The sequence below is a fragment of the Rhodospirillaceae bacterium genome, from assembly GCA_002728255.1.
In the GTDB taxonomy this organism is placed as follows: Bacteria; Pseudomonadota; Alphaproteobacteria; order UBA7887; family UBA7887.
Map to the genome: position 1 here is coordinate 23,632 of PBWV01000012.1, position 20,043 is coordinate 43,674.

At 47.0% G+C, this 20,043-nt stretch carries 19 protein-coding genes; 12 read left to right on the forward strand and 7 right to left on the reverse strand.

Annotation, left to right across the window (positions count from 1 at the left end; translation table 11 throughout):
* Positions 1 to 247 precede the first annotated feature (247 nt).
* Positions 248 to 1,480, forward strand: coding sequence for an MFS transporter (locus tag CMM32_02895; protein ID MBT05846.1), 1,233 nt, complete (start codon positions 248 to 250; stop codon positions 1,478 to 1,480).
* An 11-nt stretch (positions 1,481 to 1,491) separates the two neighbouring features.
* Here the strand turns inward: CMM32_02895 and mmsB are convergent, their stop codons facing one another.
* Positions 1,492 to 2,382 carry a 3-hydroxyisobutyrate dehydrogenase gene (gene mmsB, locus CMM32_02900; protein MBT05847.1) on the reverse strand — a complete coding sequence of 297 codons (891 nt, stop codon included), beginning with the start codon at positions 2,380 to 2,382 and terminating at the stop codon, positions 1,492 to 1,494.
* Positions 2,383 to 2,644: 262 nt separating this feature from the next.
* Between mmsB and CMM32_02905 the strand changes: the two genes are divergently transcribed.
* From CMM32_02905 to CMM32_02950, 10 genes are all read left to right on the forward strand, one after another.
* Positions 2,645 to 2,896 carry a hypothetical protein gene (locus CMM32_02905; protein ID MBT05848.1) on the forward strand — a complete coding sequence of 84 codons (252 nt, stop codon included), beginning with the start codon at positions 2,645 to 2,647 and terminating at the stop codon, positions 2,894 to 2,896.
* Positions 2,897 to 3,066: 170 nt separating this feature from the next.
* Positions 3,067 to 3,537 (forward strand): mannose-6-phosphate isomerase, encoded by a 471-nt coding sequence (locus tag CMM32_02910; GenBank protein ID MBT05849.1) that lies wholly within the window; start codon positions 3,067 to 3,069, stop codon positions 3,535 to 3,537.
* A gap of 155 nt (positions 3,538 to 3,692) precedes the next feature.
* A complete protein-coding gene (locus CMM32_02915) occupies positions 3,693 to 4,577 on the forward strand; it encodes a glutathione-dependent disulfide-bond oxidoreductase (GenBank protein ID MBT05850.1) in 885 nt (294 codons plus the stop codon).
* A gap of 61 nt (positions 4,578 to 4,638) precedes the next feature.
* On the forward strand, positions 4,639 to 5,685 hold the full coding sequence (locus CMM32_02920; GenBank protein ID MBT05851.1) for a peptidase M29: 1,047 nt from the start codon (positions 4,639 to 4,641) through the stop codon (positions 5,683 to 5,685).
* A 176-nt stretch (positions 5,686 to 5,861) separates the two neighbouring features.
* Positions 5,862 to 7,097, forward strand: coding sequence for an acyl-CoA dehydrogenase (locus CMM32_02925; protein MBT05852.1), 1,236 nt, complete (start codon positions 5,862 to 5,864; stop codon positions 7,095 to 7,097).
* Positions 7,094 to 8,635 carry a hypothetical protein gene (locus CMM32_02930; protein ID MBT05853.1) on the forward strand — a complete coding sequence of 514 codons (1,542 nt, stop codon included), beginning with the start codon at positions 7,094 to 7,096 and terminating at the stop codon, positions 8,633 to 8,635. The genes CMM32_02925 and CMM32_02930 overlap by 4 nt, the downstream gene beginning before the upstream one ends.
* A gap of 112 nt (positions 8,636 to 8,747) precedes the next feature.
* Entirely contained in the window at positions 8,748 to 9,512 is a 765-nt protein-coding gene (locus CMM32_02935; GenBank protein ID MBT05854.1) for a short-chain dehydrogenase, read from the forward strand.
* 76 nt (positions 9,513 to 9,588) lie between these two features.
* Positions 9,589 to 10,584 carry a hypothetical protein gene (locus CMM32_02940; GenBank protein MBT05855.1) on the forward strand — a complete coding sequence of 332 codons (996 nt, stop codon included), beginning with the start codon at positions 9,589 to 9,591 and terminating at the stop codon, positions 10,582 to 10,584.
* A gap of 31 nt (positions 10,585 to 10,615) precedes the next feature.
* On the forward strand, positions 10,616 to 11,407 hold the full coding sequence (locus CMM32_02945; protein MBT05856.1) for an enoyl-CoA hydratase: 792 nt from the start codon (positions 10,616 to 10,618) through the stop codon (positions 11,405 to 11,407).
* A 34-nt stretch (positions 11,408 to 11,441) separates the two neighbouring features.
* The gene (locus CMM32_02950; protein ID MBT05857.1) at positions 11,442 to 13,604 is read left to right on the forward strand and encodes a hypothetical protein; all 2,163 of its coding nucleotides are present in this window, start codon (positions 11,442 to 11,444) and stop codon (positions 13,602 to 13,604) included.
* A 13-nt stretch (positions 13,605 to 13,617) separates the two neighbouring features.
* Here CMM32_02950 and CMM32_02955 read toward each other — a convergent pair whose 3' ends face one another.
* The 3 genes from CMM32_02955 to CMM32_02965 all read right to left on the reverse strand — a co-directional run bounded on the left by CMM32_02955 (position 13,618) and on the right by CMM32_02965 (position 16,216).
* A complete protein-coding gene (locus tag CMM32_02955) occupies positions 13,618 to 14,061 on the reverse strand; it encodes a bleomycin resistance protein (protein MBT05858.1) in 444 nt (147 codons plus the stop codon).
* Positions 14,062 to 14,064: 3 nt separating this feature from the next.
* Positions 14,065 to 15,126: a hypothetical protein gene (locus CMM32_02960; protein ID MBT05859.1), complete on the reverse strand. Its 1,062-nt coding sequence runs from the start codon at positions 15,124 to 15,126 to the stop codon at positions 14,065 to 14,067.
* Between the two features lie 103 nt (positions 15,127 to 15,229).
* Positions 15,230 to 16,216, reverse strand: coding sequence for a hypothetical protein (locus CMM32_02965; GenBank protein MBT05860.1), 987 nt, complete (start codon positions 16,214 to 16,216; stop codon positions 15,230 to 15,232).
* A gap of 86 nt (positions 16,217 to 16,302) precedes the next feature.
* On the opposite strand from CMM32_02965, the gene CMM32_02970 reads away from it, so the two are divergent.
* Positions 16,303 to 16,863: a hypoxanthine phosphoribosyltransferase gene (locus CMM32_02970; protein ID MBT05861.1), complete on the forward strand. Its 561-nt coding sequence runs from the start codon at positions 16,303 to 16,305 to the stop codon at positions 16,861 to 16,863.
* Between the two features lie 11 nt (positions 16,864 to 16,874).
* Here CMM32_02970 and CMM32_02975 read toward each other — a convergent pair whose 3' ends face one another.
* The 3 genes from CMM32_02975 to CMM32_02985 form a co-directional block, all read right to left on the reverse strand.
* Positions 16,875 to 18,182, reverse strand: a complete 1,308-nt coding sequence (locus CMM32_02975) for a C4-dicarboxylate ABC transporter (GenBank protein ID MBT05862.1) — start codon at positions 18,180 to 18,182, stop codon at positions 16,875 to 16,877.
* A gap of 25 nt (positions 18,183 to 18,207) precedes the next feature.
* Entirely contained in the window at positions 18,208 to 18,735 is a 528-nt protein-coding gene (locus CMM32_02980; GenBank protein MBT05863.1) for a TRAP transporter permease DctQ, read from the reverse strand.
* Positions 18,736 to 18,782: 47 nt separating this feature from the next.
* A complete protein-coding gene (locus CMM32_02985; protein MBT05864.1) occupies positions 18,783 to 19,904 on the reverse strand; it encodes a hypothetical protein in 1,122 nt (373 codons plus the stop codon).
* Positions 19,905 to 20,043 lie beyond the last annotated feature (139 nt).

Consider the following 20,043-nt stretch of genomic DNA (forward strand, 5'->3'; position numbering starts at 1 on the left):
ATTAAAATATTTGTCACTTTGTAGGGAAAAACTATGGCGCAAGGCTACGTTTTTGGGCACTTGAAGGTGCTGAATCTTGAGGCGCTTAAAATTCAGTGTGCAGCCAAGATCCTTCCTATGATTGAACCTGCAAGAACAGAGAATACAACCGCGCCTTTTATGATTGTGGAGGGCGTGTAGCCAAATCTTGTGAGTTTGTTGGTCGTTTTAATCGCAGTGTTGCTGCGTCAGCCAGTCGAGTATTTTTATGCTTCTCTTTCAACCCGAATCTGTAGTGTGGAGACGTAACGCGGTACTGGTCGCTTCTCTGTTTTTCATTCTAATCGGTACGGGCAGCATTTATTTTATTGTAGTTGCTCTAAAAGAGATGGCAGCCGAGTTCGATTGGCCCCGCACTGTCCCATCTACTGCCTACGCCTTGCAATATATGGGGGCAGGAGTGGGCGGAATATTCATGGGGTGGTGTTTTGATCGCCGAGGGATGGCGATCCCTGCCTTTGTGGGCGCCAGCATGATTGGTGCGGGAGCCATTCTGACAAGTTTTATAACTAACCAGTGGCAGTTGCTTTTCGTTTATGGGGTGATGTTGGGTTTTTTTGGTCGCTCGGCTCTTTTTGGACCCTTGACAGCAAATATCACTCAGTGGTTTGAGCATAATAAGAGTTTTGCTGTTGGAGTTGTCGGATCCGGGCAGGGTTTGTCGGGTATGTTATGGCCTCCAATCTTCCAATATCTGATGGCTAGTGTCGGTTGGCGACAGGCAGCGTTAATTTATGGTTTGTTTGCGTTAGCCACCATGCTGCCATTGGCGTTTATTTTACGTTGGATACCGCCGGTTCTCGCCTCTAACCAGGCGGAGACTCATTTGCAGGGAGGTATTTTTCGGACGTATCGTGCGCTTCAGCTTGCCCTATGTGTAGCATCCGTTGGCTGTTGTGTGGCAATGTCGTTGCCATTAGCGCACCTCGTTAGCCACGTGAGTGATCTCGGTTATGATCTAGCTAGGGGTGCGGAGGTTTTATCAGTTGCACTTGGGTTCTCGATAATCTCCAGCCTGTTTGGGGTAGGTTTTTTAGGTCGGAGATATGGGGGCCTTAGGACCCTTCTGGTTTTTTCTGCAACACAAGCGACGCTATTAGCTGCCTTAGGTTTTGTCGATACTTTATTGGGATTTTATGTTGCGGCTGCATTATTTGGGCTAGGCTATGGTGGTATCTTGCCCTGCTATCCATTGATTGTCCGTGAACTTATGCCGCGATCAGAATCTGGCAGGCGGACAGGGCTTATCATTTTATGTGCGGGGATCGGGATGGCATTAGGTTCTTGGCTAGGAGGTTATGTTTTTGACCTTACTGGTGGATATCAGAGTGCCTTTCTTATTGGAGTTGCATTTAATGTCGCAAACCTCGTAATCATTGTTGGGCTCATTTTTCATATGCAGCGTGAAAAAGGCGATGATTATAACGCAAAAATGTTTTAAAGGCTTTCTATTTACTTTATCTCGGGATTGATAAGGAGGCAAATGCTAGCCGTGTCCAATTGACCGTGGCCGTTATTAACGTGTTGTTGGAAAGCCACCGTTGCTGCGGCACCTAGCGGTGTTGGTGAGCCCCCTGTCTGGGCGGCAGCCTGGGATAGACGTAGGTCTTTAAGCATTAATTGGGCGGAAAAACCTGGCGTGAAGTCTTTGTCTTTACCGGATTCTGGTTTGCCTCCGGGCAGTGGACAGGCATTTTCAAGTACCCATGAATTCCCGCTCGATGCAGATATCACGTCGTAGATAACCCTCTTATCGACGCCGAGCTTCTCCCCTAAAGCAAAGGCCTCCGAGGTAACAACAAATATGCTGCCAGCAACCATATTGTTACAAATCTTTACTACTTGTCCTTGGCTTGGGCCACCGCAGTACACAACTTTCTTTCCCATTGTTTCCAGGGTACTCGTGCATCTTTCAAAGATTTTTTTATCCCCACCGCACATAAAGGTAAGAGTTGCTTGTTTCGCTCCGACAGTGCCGCCAGACACCGGAGCATCAAGCATGTCAAATCCCGCTTGTTTGGCCAGAGAGTGCGCATCAAGCGAGCTCTCTACATCGATAGTGGAACAATCAATGAATATAGTGTTATTAGCTGCATTGCTCAAAAAGTCAGGTGAGGTGAAAATTTCTTTAACTTCTTTTCCTGTGGGTAGCATGGTAATGACAAAGTCTACTTCCTTTACTAAATCGCGAAGGGACATGGCCGATATGGCGCCTTGATCGAATAGGCTTTGTTGCGCTTTTTTCGACAAGTCAAAAACCTTTAGACTGTGGCCTGCCTGAAGAAGGTTTAGCGCCATTGGTTTACCCATATTGCCAATCCCAATAAATCCTATTCGTGACATGTGTCTATTCCTCGTTGCAAAAGTTTCTGAAATCCCCTGATTATTCAACGTGCCCGCCGATACACCCTTCAGAAAAACCTAGATTTTGTTATATGCCTCAGGGTCTGAGAAACTCTAATCGCCGGTGCGGGTCATTTGGGATTTTCACAGTAGCGTGGGTTAACGGTTTGTGCGGGGTCCGGAACTATCTTGAGAATTATCGTCATTCTGATACTATCGTCCAACTAATAATGCGAGAAGTCTAGAGGGAGATATTTCATTGGTGAACCTCAAATTCGTTCCATCAACGGTTTTGAAAAGGATTTTCGTGGCTGCAGTGACGCTCTCTTTGACCGCAAGCCCATCGTTGTCGGGCCTTTTGTGCGGTGGAAGTCATGAGGCGAAAGCAGAGCAAACTGTAGTGGCTCACCTTGATGAAGGCTCCGGCAGCGAGAGCATGAGCGGGCCAACGGGGGCTGGCGAAGCAGGGTCTCGGCATGATGCCAGTAGTCATGAGCATACCTCTTCGGATTAATTGATCTGGTGAGTTTGGTGTGGCGGGCGCCTCGCCAATCGATGGGCCACTTCATTTCAGCATTTTGGGTTGTCGACGTATGGGTTTGTGGCTAGAGGCCGACCTGACTTTATTGCACAGGAACGGTACCGGGTTGTTTTCTTAAATTGGTGTTAGGGCATGATATGCAAATGAGTGAGGCTCCGAACTGGAAAGAAAATGGGGTTAAAGTGATTAGCGGCGACCATTTGGATATCAATACTCCGCAGACCCCTGGAATGGATCGTGCCGCTGCAATCAATTACGCGACTGCTGGAGCCCAAAAACTTTGGGCTGGCACTGTAGCGATCCGACCTAATGCCAAGACCGGAGTGCATCATCATGGTGCTCTAGAGAGCATAATTTATGTAATTAGTGGGAAGGCGCGAATGCGCTGGGGAGATTCACTGGAGTATGTTTGTGAGGCTGGGCCCGGGGATTTCATATACGTGCCCCCTTTTGTGCCGCATCAGGAAATAAATGCAAATCCGGATGAGCCTCTGGAGTGCGTGCTCGTTAGAAGCGATCAGGATGCTGTGGTCGTGAACCTCGATATTCCAGTAGTTGAAGACCCAGAAGGCCTCCATTGGGTAGACCAGATACATCCGGATCCAAAAGGTTAGAGAGAGAGTTGTTAAAAGTATCTGTCAGGCAGGATGGTGGCCGCAGGATTTTATAAGAAAATTGGTGAAAATATAGGACGAAATTCCGAGATGAGTGTGGGGCTTCGTGTCCTGTCTGGGCCAAAATACAAAAATGAGTGAAATTAGGAGTGAAAATGACAGAGGAATCAAGCTATAGCCCGCCGAAAGTTTGGAAGTGGGAAAGCGAAAGCGGTGGCCGTTTTGCTAAAATTAATCGACCGATAGCCGGCCCAACCCACGACCAGGAGCTGCCGGTCGGCAAGCACCCCCTGCAACTTTACTCTCTTGCAACTCCAAATGGAGTTAAGGTCACAGTAATGTTGGAGGAGCTTCTAGCAAAAGGAATAGATGGGGCCGAATATGATGCTTACCCAATTAAAATTGCAGATGGCGATCAGTTCGGCAGTGGTTTTGTCGGTATCAATCCTAATTCTAAAATTCCAGCTCTTATGGATCGCAGTATAAGCCCCGGCACGCGTGTTTTTGAATCGGGTGCAATTCTGCTCTATTTGGCTGAAAAATTTCAGGCTTTCTTGCCAAGTGCTCCGGAAAATCGGGCCGAGTGTTTATCTTGGGTTTTTTGGCAAATGGGAAGCGCCCCTTATCTTGGCGGTGGCTTTGGCCATTTCTATGCATATGCTCCTGACCGATGGGAGTATCCAATCAACCGTTTCGCTATGGAGGTTAAACGGCAGCTTGACGTGTTGGATCGTCATCTGGCGCAGAATGAGTATATGTGTGGAAGTGAATATACCATAGCCGATATGGCTATATGGCCGTGGTATGGGGCTTTGGTTTTAAATAGGGTGTATGACGCAGCCGAATTTCTCGAGGCACATTCATATGAGCATGTGATGAAATGGGCTAAACAAATTGATGGTCGAAAGGCTGTGCAGCGGGGGCGGATGGTTAATCGCTTCACCGGAAAGACGAAGTATCAACTTCGTGAGCGCCATGAGGCCAGCGATTTTGATAATAGGACCCAGGATAAGATTGAGGCTGCGGGCGAAAATGAATAGGGTCACGGCCCAATCTACGGACTCTTGATTGCTGCACAGTTTTTGGAGAGGGTGTTTGCGAATGTTCTCAGACCGTGTAGAAGCAAAATGGATAGATATGTTTTGCAAGGTTTTTTGCCTTTGCAAGGTTGAGGAGGGGGATACGGTAGCTATCCTCTCTGAGAGTCAATCCAGGACGCTGAATGTGATCTTAGCTGAGCTTGCTCTTCTGAGGCTTGGAGCAAAAGTATTTCATGTGCGGCTGCCGACGCCCCCACAAGCTAGTTCTATTCCTATTCGTTCTACGGGCGCATCAAATTCTGTCCAAGGAATTGGGCCCGTGGTGATGGCGCTTCGAAGTTCTTCTATTGTTGTCGATTGCACTGTTGAGGGGATGCTCCACGCTCCGGAACTAAAGGAAATTTTGTCCGATGGGGCGCGGTTAATAATGGTATCTGATGAACACCCAGATGTTTTAGAAAGGCTTGTCCCCGAGCCCAAACTAGAGGCAAAAGTAAAACTAGGAGCGAAGATGTTATCAAATGCCAGCTTGATGCGTGTGTACTCAAAGGCCGGCACAGACTTGATGATAGATGTGACGGATACAAGGGGGGCGGGCGTGTGGGGGTATTGTGATCGTCCGGGTACTGTGGCCCATTGGCCTGGAGGTCTCGTTTTGTGTTTTCCTAAAGCGCAAAGAGTTAACGGAACCCTAGTAATGGATGCGGGGGACATAAATCTTACATTCAAGCGTTATCTGGAAAGTCCCATTCGGCTTAATATTGTTGATGACTATGTGACAGATATTGAGGGATCTGGCTTGGATGCGGAATTGCTGCGTAGTTATATAGATGCCTGGGGGGATCCCGAGGCCTACGCAGTATCTCATGTCGGGTGGGGTATGAACCCGGCGGCTCGTTGGGATGCTCTGGCGATGTATGATAAATGCGATATTAATGGCACTGAGTTCAGGTCATTTGCTGGAAATTTCTTGTATTCCACGGGCGCCAATGAGGTGGCTAAAAGGCACACCCTAGGACATTTTGATTTGCCTATTCGAAATTGTACGATTGAGTTAGACGATAATGTTGTTGTTAGAGATGGGAAATTACAAGGGGANTTAAACTGACGTTGGTTTNTNCCAANNGTAGGTTCTGGGNTGATTTTCTCTGTATGAGTTAAGCGCGAAAGTTGTCANGTGGTGACAANCGAAAAGAANGGGCTCTTATTTTAGAAAGTNCCCTGTTTNTTTTTTCACATGAGAAACTAGTGNATGGAGGATTAAGGATGAACCCTTCTGGGCCAATGAAAGAAGCCCGTTCTTTTGCTTGGCAACAGCTGGCGGGAAAATNTGAGGATATACAAAAAGTAATAAGTTCTCTTGGGAAGGAAAAATTTCTNCCTAGAGCAAGTGGTTATGATGAGGCCGCGGCTTTTCCTTTCGAAAATTATCGTGATATGCGTGAGGCAGGGATTTTGGCCATGACTGTTCCCAGGAGCTCTGGGGGATTGGATATAAAATATTCTGATTATGCCCTGCTTGCTGCGGAAATGGGACGATGGTGTGGGGCAACAGCTTTGACCTATAATATGCACGCCTGTACTCCTTTATGGGTGGGTCATATCACGGATGATTTGGAATTATCAGTTGCTGACCGAGAGCAACATAACAAAAATCGTGAGTTGCATTTTTCTCGCATAGTCAACGAGGGGGCTATTTTTGCCCAGCCTTTCTCAGAAGGATCTGCTGCTGCTGCTGGTAAAGCTCCCTTTGGCACAACAGCTGCGAAAGTGGATGGAGGGTGGATTCTCAATGGCAAGAAAATATTTGCTTCTTTGTCAGGGGCTGCTGATTATTATGGGATACTGTGTACGGAACAGATTGGAGAACCTACCCTTAAGGACACACTTTTTATGGCGGTGCCTGCTGAGGCAGATGGAGTTTCAGTAAGTGGTCCGTGGGATCCGGTGGGAATGCGGGCAACTGTATCTCGGACATTGATATTGGAGGATGTATATGTTGCTGACGAGCAATTGCTTATGCCTCGAGGGGTATATCACCAAGCTGCTAGCCGTTGGCCTCATATGTTCCTCACTCTTTGTCCCACATATATGGGGATAGCTCAGGCGGCATATGATTTTACAGTTGCCTATCTACGCGGGGAGATTGAAGGTGTCTCTGTTCGGAGGCGCATGTATCCGACCAAGCAACTTACTGTCGCTGATATGTGGATCAAGCTTCAGCAGACATGGGCTTTGTTCACACAAGTTACAGCAGAGGCTAGGGTGGATCCTGCTAAAGAAGTTCGACTTAGAGCATTTGCCGCCCAATACGCTGTTATGGAAAATTCCAACGATATTTGTCGCTTAGCGATACGGACGTGTGGGGGCCAGTCAATGCTCAAGTCATTTCCTTTAGAGAGGCTGTATCGGGATTCACGACTTGGGTCTCTGATGTTGCCTTGGACAGCAGAACTTTGTTTGGATCGACTGGGGCGTGAGACTCTCTATGAGCCCGGTGAGGTAGACGAGGACCAATGAATATCTGTGAGTGGCTGGAGCAGTGGTCTGTCTCTCAATCGGTTAAGCCAGCAATTGTGTTTGACGGGGTAAATATTTCTTATGGCGAGCTCAACAGGTTGACGCGGCTTGCTGCTTCGGTTCTACAACATAATTTTAATATAACTTCAGGTGATCGAGTGGCATTTCTTGGCGCGAATTCGCCAGATATGCTGGTNTTCTTATTCGCTTGCGCAAGGTTAGGCGCTATTTTTGTGCCTTTGAATTGGCGNTTGGCAGCGCCCGAGATTGCCTATGCACTGCAAGATTCNGACCCCAAAGTGTTATTTTGCGANGAAGATTATCGTAAAAATGCCGAAAAAGCGTGTGAGGGTTCAACCGGTGATCNAATTTTGNTTGTTGATAGTCGATTTAAACTTNTGAAAGCGCATGTGGAAGGTGAGTATGACGCTATTCACGAGGGTTCTCATAGTCCATTGTTGATAGTTTATACTTCTGGCACAACTGGCCAACCAAAAGGGGCAGTGTTGACCCATCAATCGTTAATTTGTAATGCCGAGAACTCTGTTTTTATGCATGGGATGGTATCTGAGGATACTATATTCACTAACTTGCCAATGTATCACGTGGGTGGATTAAATATCCAAACTATTCCTGCGCTGAGTGTTGGCGCTACAATAATTTTACATCCCCGATTTGATTTGGAAGAAACTANCAAGGTGATAAATGAGTCTCAACCGACACTTATGATTTTGGTTCCCGCATTGATGGCGGCGATCATGAGTCATCCTGATTGGCTTAAACTTGATTTTTCTTCTCTTAGGGCCATCACTACTGGATCTACAAAAGTTCCTGTCCCGTTCATTGAGGCCTACCAGAACCGCGGTATTCCTGTGATTCAGGTGTATGGGTCTACTGAAACCGCGCCCACGGCGATCCACCAAACAATTGAAATGTGTGGAGATTCCCTCGGCTCGATTGGTGTCCCGGCGGTGCTTTCGGAGGCAAAAATTTTAGATGCTGATGGGAAGTTGGCAGGAATTGGGAAGAAAGGTGAGATAGTTGTGCGGGGACCCAATCTGTTCAGCGGATATTGGAATGATCCCGAAGGTACCGCACAGGTTCTGAGAGATGGCTGGTTTTATACTGGAGATATAGGACATGTAGATGAGAACGGGTGGTACTTCGTTGACGATAGAATTAAGGATGTCATTATTTCTGGATCTGAGAATATTTACCCAGCAGAGTTGGAGCGAATATTGGATGGCTGCGATGCTGTAGCGGAGTCGGCGGTAATTGGTCGATTGGACAAAAAATGGGGAGAGGTTCCGGTAGCTTTTGTTGTGCCCCGAAAGGGTGCCACAATAAGTTATGATGAAATCAATGAGTTGTTTGTTGGAAGTCTTGCCAATTTCAAACATCCACGNGANGTAATTGTGGTTAGTGAGCTTCCGCGGAATACTATGGGGAAAATTCTCAAATTTAAGTTGCGGAAAATGNTTCGCGAACGNGTTGTGGATCAAGAGATGCCAAAGGTTTATGGAGATAGAAGGANTTAAATATAGGGGCGTNTTCTCCAATCTGAAATTCTTTTGTCATTTCAGTATAGAGGATTTTTGTCGGCCTTNGNNATTGTNATCTTTAAATCTAACAGAGAAGAAAGTGTAGATGATGAAACCTGTATGTTTAGTNTTGGGTGCGGGCGCTGGTATTGGCGGCAACGTAGGAAAGAGGTTTGCGAAAGCCGGATATCATTCGGTGCTTTGTCGCCGCACTGATGAAGATGGTCTCAAAAAGTTAGTCGGGGAAATTGAGGAGAGTGGGGGGTCAGCGTCAGGCTTTTTGATTAATGCGGTTAAACCGGATGGTATTGAAGATCGTGTGGCAGCTATTGAGGCCGATATCGGCCCCATCGAAGTTGTGGTTTACAATCTCGGAGCCCAAATTGGTGACCGGGCGCTAGCCGAGACGACCTACAAGGCGTTTGAGCGTGGGTGGCAGATGGCCACTTTCGGACTGTTCAGGCTGGCGTCTGCCGTTTGTCCGCTTATGGAAGAGCGAGGAAGTGGCACCATTCTGGTGACATCGGCGACTGCCGCCGTGCGAGGGAACAGCGGGCAGCATTCCCATGCTGCCGCTATGGGNGGCCGGAGAATGTTGTGCCAGACTTTGAACGCAGAGTTTGGGCCCAAAGGAATTCACATAGCTCATATATTGATCGATGGGGCTGTCGACGCCCCAGATACATTAGGTAAAATGCTTGGTCCCGAAGGGTTCCAAAAGTTACGTGAGACTAGAGGTATGGATAAGGAGGGGCTGATACTTCCAGAGAAAGTGGCAGAAACTTATTTCCATCTAGCTCAACAAGTTCGCTCAACTTGGACCCATGAGATGGATCTTCGTTCGTTCTCAGACATGCCGTGGTGGAACCACTGACAGTAAGATAATGGTGTACATTTAAATTTGGGCGGGGAGAATGTAGTTACACTGATCCTTATCCAAAGGGGGAATTATGGCTAATATCTTGGCAGGCACCCAAACTGGTATCTTTGTAGTTGAGAAAGGCACGCCTCGGAGAGTCTTGGAGGTTGAGGACGTACGGAATATNGGGCTNGTTGGGCANAAANTTTTTGCCAGTACTCGTAGCGGAGCCTATCGATCGGATGATCAAGGTGAGAGCTGGGTGTTGTCAGGCATTTCTGATAGGCAGGTTTGGCAGATATGTTCCGATAATGGGAGTAGGCTTTTCGCCGTAACCCAACCCGCGGGTGTGTTTTTCAGCGATGATGGGGGTGAGAGCTGGGTGGAGATGAAATCCTTTGCCAATCANCCTCAGGCCTCCGAGTGGACGATCCCGCTTACACCTCCAATAGCGGCNCGGGCCCGAACTATCATCATTGACCCGACTGACAAGTCGAAAATGTGGGTGGGGATCGAAGTAGGGGGAATTGCAAAGACCGAAGATGGTGGAGCTANCTGGGATGTGGTGTTGCCTGGCGGTAATCCGGACCTGCATGTTTTGTGTGCCGATCCGGATCAGCCGAATATCCTTTATGCATCGACTGGCTATGGACGGTTGGACGGCGTGGCAGAGATGATTGAGGGTAATGCGGGAGTCTTCCGATCTGATGATGGTGGGTCCACATGGAAGTATGCTTGGCGTGGTATTACACCCAGATACGCACGGCCTATGTGTATTGATCCGCGGGCGCCGCACCAACTTACGGTGGCCTGTGCGCCCACGGCATTTTCTAGTTTTCAGGACGAGGGTGGTGCGGATGCTATGCTTTTGAGGTCTGATGATNGAGGAGAATCTTGGAGTTCACTTTGTGATCAGGCTCATTCCCCGTCGTCCGCTAATATACATGGATTGGTTGTAGATTCGGAGATTCTTGGAGGCGTGATTGTGGGAATGGATAATGGCCAAGTATGGAGGGTTCAACAGGATAGCCGGTGGGAAATATTAGCGGAGAACTTACCCCCAGTATTATCAGTTGCAAGTTTCTAAAGAAAAACGGATCGCTTAGAAGGAAGAAATCATGGTCGACCCAAATAACACGGTTCTTTATGAATTCTCAGAGCATATAGCCACAGTGACTATTAACCGCCCGGATCATTACAATTCATTGAATTACCGCGCCTATAAAGAATTGACTGCTGCGTTTGAGAAAGCGAATTCTGACGATGCGGTTCGAGCTATTATTTTTACAGGGACGGGCAAAGGTTTTTGCACTGGCGATGATGTGAAGGAATTGCTTGGTTCGGGGGCTGCCGAGCTTTCGCGTCGTATAAAGAGTGGGGAGTTGCAGTTACCCAGTGAGCCTATGAAGAGGTCGGATAAACCAATTATTGCGGCTGTAAATGGTGCGGCAGTGGGATACGGTATGGAATTAAGCCTTTTAGCAGATATACGTATTGCTTCGACCTCGGCGCGATTTTCGGAAATGTTTGTGAAGCGAGCCATTGTGGCTGGGTCAGACAGCTTCGAGCTCTTGCCACAAATTGTGGGGGTTTCTGCAGCTGCTGAGATATTAATGACAGGCGATTTAGTGGGTGCTGAGGAGGCGTTGCGGATGGGCCTGGTTTCCAAAGTGGTTTCGGAGGATCAGCTGTTGGGCGAGGCCCGAGATATAGCGCGACGAATTACAGTGAACGGGCCTTTGGCGGTTAGGGCCACAAAAATAGCGCTTAATCATGCGAAGCAAGGAAAATCTGAGGAATTGGCAGATCACTTAAGGGCGGCGCTTGCATCACTTCTGGCTAGCGAGGACCATAAGGAAAGTACGTCTGCATTTATTGAGAAGCGTACACCTAAGTATACAGGGCGTTAGCGTTGCTTGTAGATAGTAAATTTATATATTCGCCATGTTTGCTAAAAAGCTACTCTGCACCTCCATATCTCCTTTAATATTTTTTAAGCCGTCAACAGCAAACGTTTTGAGAGTGGTCTTGTTGGTCGCGATTGGTGTCGTCAGCGGGAGAGATCCTGCATTGGCTGCCATGGAAGATCCTTTAGCAAAGCGATTGTCACCCCAAATTGCCAGGGAACTCGTTCCTCTATTGGATGAGTTGCGAATATTGGAAGGGGAGATGCCTCTCGCCATAGCAGAAAGAGACGGAAATAATGTGGCATATATTTTTTCTACACATGAAGCCGTCAGTCCGGCGGGTTATTCTGGGCAGTCATTTGATGTCATGGTGGCGCTGCGAGTTGACGGCACGATTCTTGGCCATCTTATTCTTGAACATAGAGAACCGTTGATTGGGACTCACCAAGTTACTATTGGAGATGTGGATCAATTCTTAGGCCAGTTGCATGGCTTGAATGTCGCNTTAGAGAGGCGAGCTCCATTTAGGCATATGGATGGTGTCTCTGGTGCTACGATTAGTGCCAATGCTATGTGGGACGCTGTTATGGGTTCTTCTGTTGTCGTTGGTTATATGATGGGGATCATCTCTGATGAGGTCGGTGGGCTATCTATAGAGCGGTTTAGTTTTACGGCACGGACATGGGATCAATTGATTTCTGATTCCTCCATTAAAATTCATAGATTAACGAAGGGATTAGTGCGTGAGGCATTTTTAGCTGAAGGCGTCCATCCTGAACTTGATGGAGAAGATGAGGAGGATTTTTTAACTTTCTACATAGCCTTAGCAACGCCTCCATCTGTTGGGCGCAATTTATTTGGANCTAAGGTCTTCAGGAAGATTTCCCAAGGTGCTATGCCTGGTGAACATCATCTCCTAATTGCCTCAACAGGAGGGTATAGTTGGGTACCCAAAAACCCCTACTTAGTGGATATTTTTGATAGAATAAAACTTGTTCAAGGAAATTTAATCCTGACCCTTGAAACCAAAAACTTTTATCCAGCACGTCGTTATGCTGCTCCCGAATCTCCTAAGTTGAGTCAAGGCGGAAGGTTTCTAATTCCGGGCGAAGCGGGGTTCGATCCTACACAAGAATGGGCGCTACAAGTCACCCTTATTGCTGGAAAGGGAGAGGGTGATCCTGTCAAGGAGGTAGGCATGAGTCTGCCCTACCGTATTCCTTCTCATCATGTTGTGGGCTCCGAAGAAGCTTTAGAGAATGCTGGATTAAAAGAGATATCCTATATTGGAATAGGTAAGTGGCGGAAATCAATGTTGTCAGACTGGCAGATAGTCTGGGCATCCAAGCAATGGGAGATCCTAGGTCTATTGTCGTTATTGGNCTTAGTAACATTGGTGCTGTGTTTTCACCAATATCTGACCCGGCATCGTAAAATTTATAGATACCTGAGATGCAGCATCCTGTTGGTAACCCTTATTTGGGTGGGTTGGATAGCAGGCGCACAATTAACAATACTGAGTTTAATTAATTATTTTCGGTTGTTCTTTTCAGGCACAGGCTGGGTGTCGGCGCTTTTTGATCCTTTATTAATCATTTTGAGCGGGTATGTAGCGATAACCCTAGTTATTTGGGGTCGCGGGGTCTTTTGTGGATGGCTTTGTCCATTTGGTGCCCTTCAGGAACTTTTNGCCCAAATTGGTCGGTTGTTCTCTGTCCCTCGTATTATGGTGCCCAAACNGCTTCAAAAAAGGGGGCATTTGGTAAAGTATTTTGTCGCTGGTGGAATTATTATCCTCACAATATTCTCTGCTGAATGGGTTGCATTAAGTGCAGAGGTCGAACCTTTTAAGACCGCTATTAGTTTGCATTTTGGACGATCCTGGCCCTACGTTCTTTACGCACTAGNACTATTATTCGTTGGATTATTTATTGAGCGTTTTTTTTGCCGTTACTTGTGCCCTCTTGGTGCGCTCTTAGCTGTCGGAGGAAGGTTTCACTTCTTTAACACTCTGTTGCGACGTTCAGAATGTGGTAATCCCTGCCACCTGTGTGAACGCAGCTGTCCAATAGGAGCGATTGAGGCACACGGAGAGATTAATATGAATGAATGCCACCAATGTTTGGACTGCCAGGTTGAGTATCATGACCCAGCAAGGTGTCCGGCATTACCCCTTGTCTCGAAGCCGTCTGACTATTAAGTGGATTTTCGTCTCATAACGGCGTGAATTCTGGAATAGGTTCTGAGGGTTCCAAGGTTGTTAGAAGCTCGAGTAAGTTGCCATCGGGATCTCGAAAATAAATTGATTTTCCCCATACTCCATTGGCAGCTGGGCGAGGNACCGGCCCTTCTATTATTTCCACGCCCTTATCAGTCAACCAGTCGATTGCCTCCTGAATGCTGCGATCCCANCGAAAGCATAAATCAACGGTCCCTGATTCCAGTCGATCAGCTACTATATATGCCGGTTCGTTGAGCCTCTGGAGNTTAATGATGGCCGCGCCAATTCTAACCCGCAAAACAGGAATTTTCCCTGTCCGGAAGGCGTCTTCAAATTCAGCCTCGCCCCCCAAAANATTTTTATAAAATTCCAAGGAGCGGTCCANGTCACTGGCCATCACGACCACATGGTCTATCCCCTGGATAGGGACTGGCATTTGCTACTGTACCACTGCATCCAGGGGCAATTTAATTGTCTCCCCCGTTCGTAGCGCAGTTGAAACNGCATCTGTCCATTGCATGTATTGCACTCCGGTAGCTAGGTCGGTGTGGGTGACAGTTTCCTGACCGCGGATGGCATTAATAAACTCTTCCTCCACCCGCCAGTAGTTCTGCTTATTTTTAGGTACGCGAACNAGCTTCATTTGTTTTGAATTTGCTTTGCCCGCAAAAAGTTGGAGTTCGCCGCCGCTATCTGTTAGCCGCAGAGTCCCCTCCGTCCCGCAAACGTGTATATCAATCATCGGAAGATGCCCGGTGACTGCCGAGACTGATAAACGCATTTGGCCCCCTTGAGCCATTGATCCCATAATTTCTATATGGTCTGGAATGGTACACGCACGTCGTTTTCCCGAACCATCTCTGCGATATTTCACCACTGTCTGCGCCAGTGCTTGTACCGTAGTTGCTGGTCCGAGCCAGCGCATGATTATTTCGTACCAAATTCCCATATTCATAATGTTATTGCCGCTGAGAGCAGGGTCTTGGCGCCAATGCAATGGTGTATCCGGCTGGGCAAAGGTCCCAGTAGTTACTCTGCCATCAACTGTAATAAGGTTCCCAATAAAGCCGTCGCTAATCATCTGAATAACGGTTGGATCAAATTTATTAGATAGGGGGGCGGGCACGATTTGAGCAATCAAGTTGGGATTCATGCGAGAGGCTTCTAGCATCTCTGATGCTTCGCTGGAATTCAATGCCATTCGGGCTTCGCAGAGCACATGTTTGCCAGTCTCTAGTGCAGCAATGGTCAGTGGTGCATGCATATAAGGCCATGTTCCTATACACACGGCATCTAATTGGTCGTCAAAAATAATGTCTTCCCAACTACCTAAGGCTTCTGGAATGCCGAACGTTTTTGCAACCTTGCGTGAGGACTTTAAGGTCCTATTGGCGACCGCTACTACTTCAACCCCTTTTATGGCCTGTAAGTTGGGAATATGTAGAAGTGTTGTGTTAGCGCCAGCGCCAATAATGCCTACAGATATGGTTTCATTGCTCATAGTTTTGCTTTCAGTTGCTGGTGGATTGGCAGACAAGTTTAATATACGTGTTTAAAGGAAAAATAATAAAGTACTTAATAGGGTCCCACTTATAAAGTTTTTTTCAACCTCTGTTATCTTTTGTCGGTTTGGCAAAGTCTTGGTTTTTCGCAACTAAGTTGGCTATGTGTTCACCTGCCAGAACGTCGGAGTATTTAGAGGGCCGTCCTGGGCTCTGACAGCTTGGAATACATCGGACTTTGGCGTAGTGGTTCGGGTTGAAAAAGAATGGTATGGAATAGCGCTCCTTGTTAGACCGGTTGATAACACGGTGTGTTGTTGCCTTGTAAATGTCGTTGGTCCACCGAGCCATAAGTTGGCCAATATTAACTACAAAAGTTTCTGGGATAGATGGTGCCGATATCCAGCTTCCATCAAGTAACTGGATCTCCAATCCGCCTAGATTATCTTGTTTGAGGATTGTCATTAATCCGAAATCCGTATGGGCTGTTGCTCCAATGGAGTCAGGTGAGAGAGAAGAGCTTTGCGGAAGGTAATGCATCATTCGCATAAGGACCGTAGGTTTGGTGTAGAATTGAGTAAAGAATTGTTGGTTGATGTTCAGGCTCAGGGCAAAGACCTCCAATAGCCGTAGTCCAAGTCGATGAATTTCAGCAAAGTAAGTCTCCACCGGACCTCGAAAACCTTTAAGATCGGGCCACTGGTTGGGGCCGTGCAATGGAAGCCCGGCTTTGACCTGGGGGTCATCCAATGGCAGGTCTATGCCTACGTCAAAGCTGTCTTTTAAGTCGGGGCCTTGCCCGGGGTATTGGGTAGTTCCGAATGGTAGATATCCTCTATGAAACTCGTCTTTTAGAGATTTCATACGGGTTTCTATCGGTTGCTCAAAGAATAAGCGGGAGGCTCGCATTACTGAATCAACGATGTCCTCCGGGATGCCATGGTTTGTTACCAAAAAGAAAGAAGTTCCTTTGCATGCGTCGCTAACTTGACCGGCCAATTCCTCTAAACCTATTCCTGTTTGTAGAGCGCTCATATCTATTACAGGTAGATTTTTTCCANTCGGTGGTATTCTGGAAATATTAGCCATTCTTGGATACCTTGGGCTGTCAATGTGATAGGGTTTATTCTTGGTGGACGTTATAATTTCAGAAATTCCAAGTATTAAAAAGTAATATTAGTAAAAAAGGGTTGGATGTGGCCGACAAGCTTTTTATAGATGCACAACAGTTGCTGGAGGGATCTTTCGAGCTTGGCCGAAAAGTGATAAAGGATGGTTTTGAGCCAGATCTTATTATCGGGGTATGGCGTGGCGGAGCTCCTATTGCTATAGCCTTACAGGAATTTCTTGCGTACGAAGGTGTTCTAGCGAATCACTATCCAGTTAAAATTTCCTCCTATGTGGGCATTGAAAAACAGGGCAGCCAAATAGTAATCGGAGAGATGCAGGGTTTGGCTGGGGTTCTGGGCGACTCCCAGAGTATTTTGATTGTGGATGATGTGTTTGAGACTGGTCGCACCATTGAGGCGCTCGTTGGGGAAATTAAGGTTATGTTGGGAGAAAGGGTCCCCACTGCACTCAAGGTAGCAACTTTGTTTTCAAAGCCGGATAAGCGTAAGAGTGTTCTTGAGCCTGACTATGTCCTTCACACCACTGAAAAGTGGCTAGTATTCCCACATGAGTTAGTGGGCTTAACTCCCGATGAAATTCATACTAACAAGGGCTTCAAGTATTGATCGGCTAGGACCTAGCCAGCGAGCGATGGAAGATAAAGAATAATTTCGGGAAATAGCATCAGTATGGAGACTACAACGAGGTCTGCTAGGAGAAAAAATAACACGCCTTTAAATATGGTAGTAGTTGTTGCGAGTCTACCGACTACACCCTTTATAACGAATACATTTAGCCCAATGGGTGGGGTTATCATTCCAATTTCCAAAAATTTAGTAAGAACNACTCCAAACCATATTAAGCTTAAACCGGTATCATGAAGAATTGGAAGCAAAACGGGAATCGTGAGGAGCATTGCGCCTAGGGGTTCTAGGAACATTCCCAACACCAAATACATTATCGCTATTCCGAGCAGCAAGAGAAACATATCTGCTCCAAGGTCGATCACTATCTTCGACAAAAATTGAGAGGCGCCTGACAACGCAAGAAATCGCGTAAGAAGTAATGCTCCAATAGCTATCACAAAAATAACAGCAGTTGTTTGAACTGTTTCCAGGAGCGCCTGTTTAGACTTTTCCCAAGAAAGAGATCCTTTAATTCCTGCTATCGCGAAAGCGAGTAAGGCGCCGACCGCCCCTGCTTCAGTAGGGGTGAATACGCCTGCGAATAGTCCTCCAAAAACCCCCAATACCAATAAAATTACAGGCCAGGTATCTGCGAGAGCCAGGAGTCTCTCTCGGAGAGAGGCTTTCTCAAGAACCGTGGGCGCAAGCTCTGGGTTTAGTTTTACCCGAACAATGATTACAAGTACGTACGCCAATCCGGTCAGGAGCCCGGCGCTTATTCCACCTAAAAACAATTTTGATATAGGAACTTGAACAAAAATTCCGTACAGAATTAGCAAGATAGATGGGGGAATGAGGGCCCCAATGGTTCCGGCCGCGGCGACCGTTCCGGTTGCTAGTGATGGATCGTATTTGTTACGCATCATTTCTGGCACAGCAATGCGGCCCATCGCGGCGGCGCATGCGACGGAAGACCCCGTAACCGCCGAAAACCCCGCTGCTCCAAAAATCGTTGCAACTGCGAGGCCTCCAGGCAACCCGGACAACCATTTCCGCGCTGCATCAAATAAGCCCTGAGTAAGGCCCGCGTGGAAGCAACAAAACCCCATTAGCAAAAACATGGGCACTGAGGTTAGCGCCCATTTAGCACCGAAATCATAGGGAACTGCGGTGAGAATCCCCCACGCTGGTTTCAATCCGACCAATGTCCAAATTCCCCCGAACGAGACTGCAACTAGAGAAACGCCGACGGGGAATCTGAGCAGTATAAGAATCAGAAGAACGCCGATGCCTGCTAAGCCAACTTCTATTCGATCCATAGAAACTTGTTTCCAACTTTATGATTTATTGTCTGAACGCATCATGTTTCTTTTCACCCAATCCACTCGGTGCTCCGGAGATCGTTGTGATAATTTTGTATAGTAAAACTAGGATAACCAGGCCGAAACCGACAGGGAGAAAGAAATATGAGGCCCAAATGGGAATTTTCCAATCTACTTCAATCATGAATGTCCCCACAGACATCTTATCTANTGCATCCAAAAAAGTTTGGTAGAAAAGTATCGAAAAAACCCCTGCAGAAAATAACCAGCTACATACTGCCAGAACTTTTTGGATCCGATTGCGAAATAACTGAACTAGAATTTCCACAGTGATAGGGGCGTCATTTTTTTCTGCGAGTGCTAAGGGTAGAAAAACGATGGGTAGCATGTAGTAGTGAGGTACAATGGTCACGGTAGCTGGAATTGGTAATCCAATCCACCTCAATAAAACATCAAGGCTAATGTGGGCCATCATCAGTACTACTGCAACGCAGGCAAAAAAGGCCCATAATTGGCTCAGAGATGCTAGTATTTGTCCTAAACGACCCAAGTTATCCTCGCGTTGATACGCAAATATTAGTTGTTGTTACTAGTGTCCTACATTCCGTGAGAGGCCGCATCTACCTTGTCCCAGATTTCCGTTTTATAAAGTGTGGTTACAGCTTCTACGTCATTGGCATCAATCGCTGAAAGGAGTTCTCGCCAGCGTATAATTAGGCCACGAAAGCGTTCCACGCGTTGCCGAGCATCCTGAATTCCGTAATTGTCTTTAGCCATCTGATCAAAGTTGGCTAGATCTTCCAAAATAAATCGATCAGTTAGCGCCACAAGCTCAGGAGAGGGTTCGAGCACTTGTATTCCGTCTTGTGCTGCCTTTGTATTTAAAACTTCATCATTAAAATTTTGAAACTCCACCGTAGTCAACGCCGCTGCCTCAGCAAATAGGTCAAGCATATGGCGCCTTTGTTGGGTTGTTAGGGATCTCCAAGTATCTATATTAAAATTAAATTCATTCCCGTTGTATGTTCCGAGGGGCAATCGAGTAACATATTTCGCTACATCGCCAAAATTTAGATTATAGAGCTCAGTTGCCGGGTGGAGGTTGGCATCTAGAGCGCCTCGGCTAAGAGCATCATATATATCGTTAGCCGAAAGGCTCATCTTTATGCCTCCAACATATTCAACCCATCTCCCAAAGGCGGAAAAACTTCGGATCTTCTTTCCGCGCAAGGATTCCACCGTTGTCATAGGTTCAATGGTAAGCANCATGTAGGGGGCGTTTGCTGTCATCGCTACAAAAACGGAGCCATTTGCTTCGGCTTCTGCTAGGCATTCAGGGCATGTAAAAATATATTCGGAAACCGCTGCTGATAGCACTGTTGCATTTTTTCCCAGCATTGCCAGGTCGATAATTAAATTTGTTTGGGGCAGCTCAGCCGGATGATAGCCTGGCACGAGCATTGCGGCATCAGCTATCCCATCCCTTAGTCCTGTCAGGCTCTGTTTGAGGTTGAGCAGCGATCCATAATAGACCTCGGCACTCAATGTTCCTCCGGTTCTTTTCTCAATGTGTTCTTCGACGTAGGTGTAGGCTTTCGCCCAAGTGTGGGTGGGGGGGAGGCCAGTAGCGAAGGTAAGTTCTTTGGCTTCAGCTATTCCCTGCATGTGGGCAGTGCAAAAACAGAAAAGCGTGAGTGTTATTTTCCAACAGTGTTTCATAAAACCTCCCAAGTAACCGCCGAGTAGCACCTAAACCATCAATTAAGTTATTAAAAACAGCAATAACTCCGGCGCTGGAGCAGCTTTGTATCAGCTAGAATAACGTCTGTCATTAATCTGGTCNCCCTACAGCGATTTG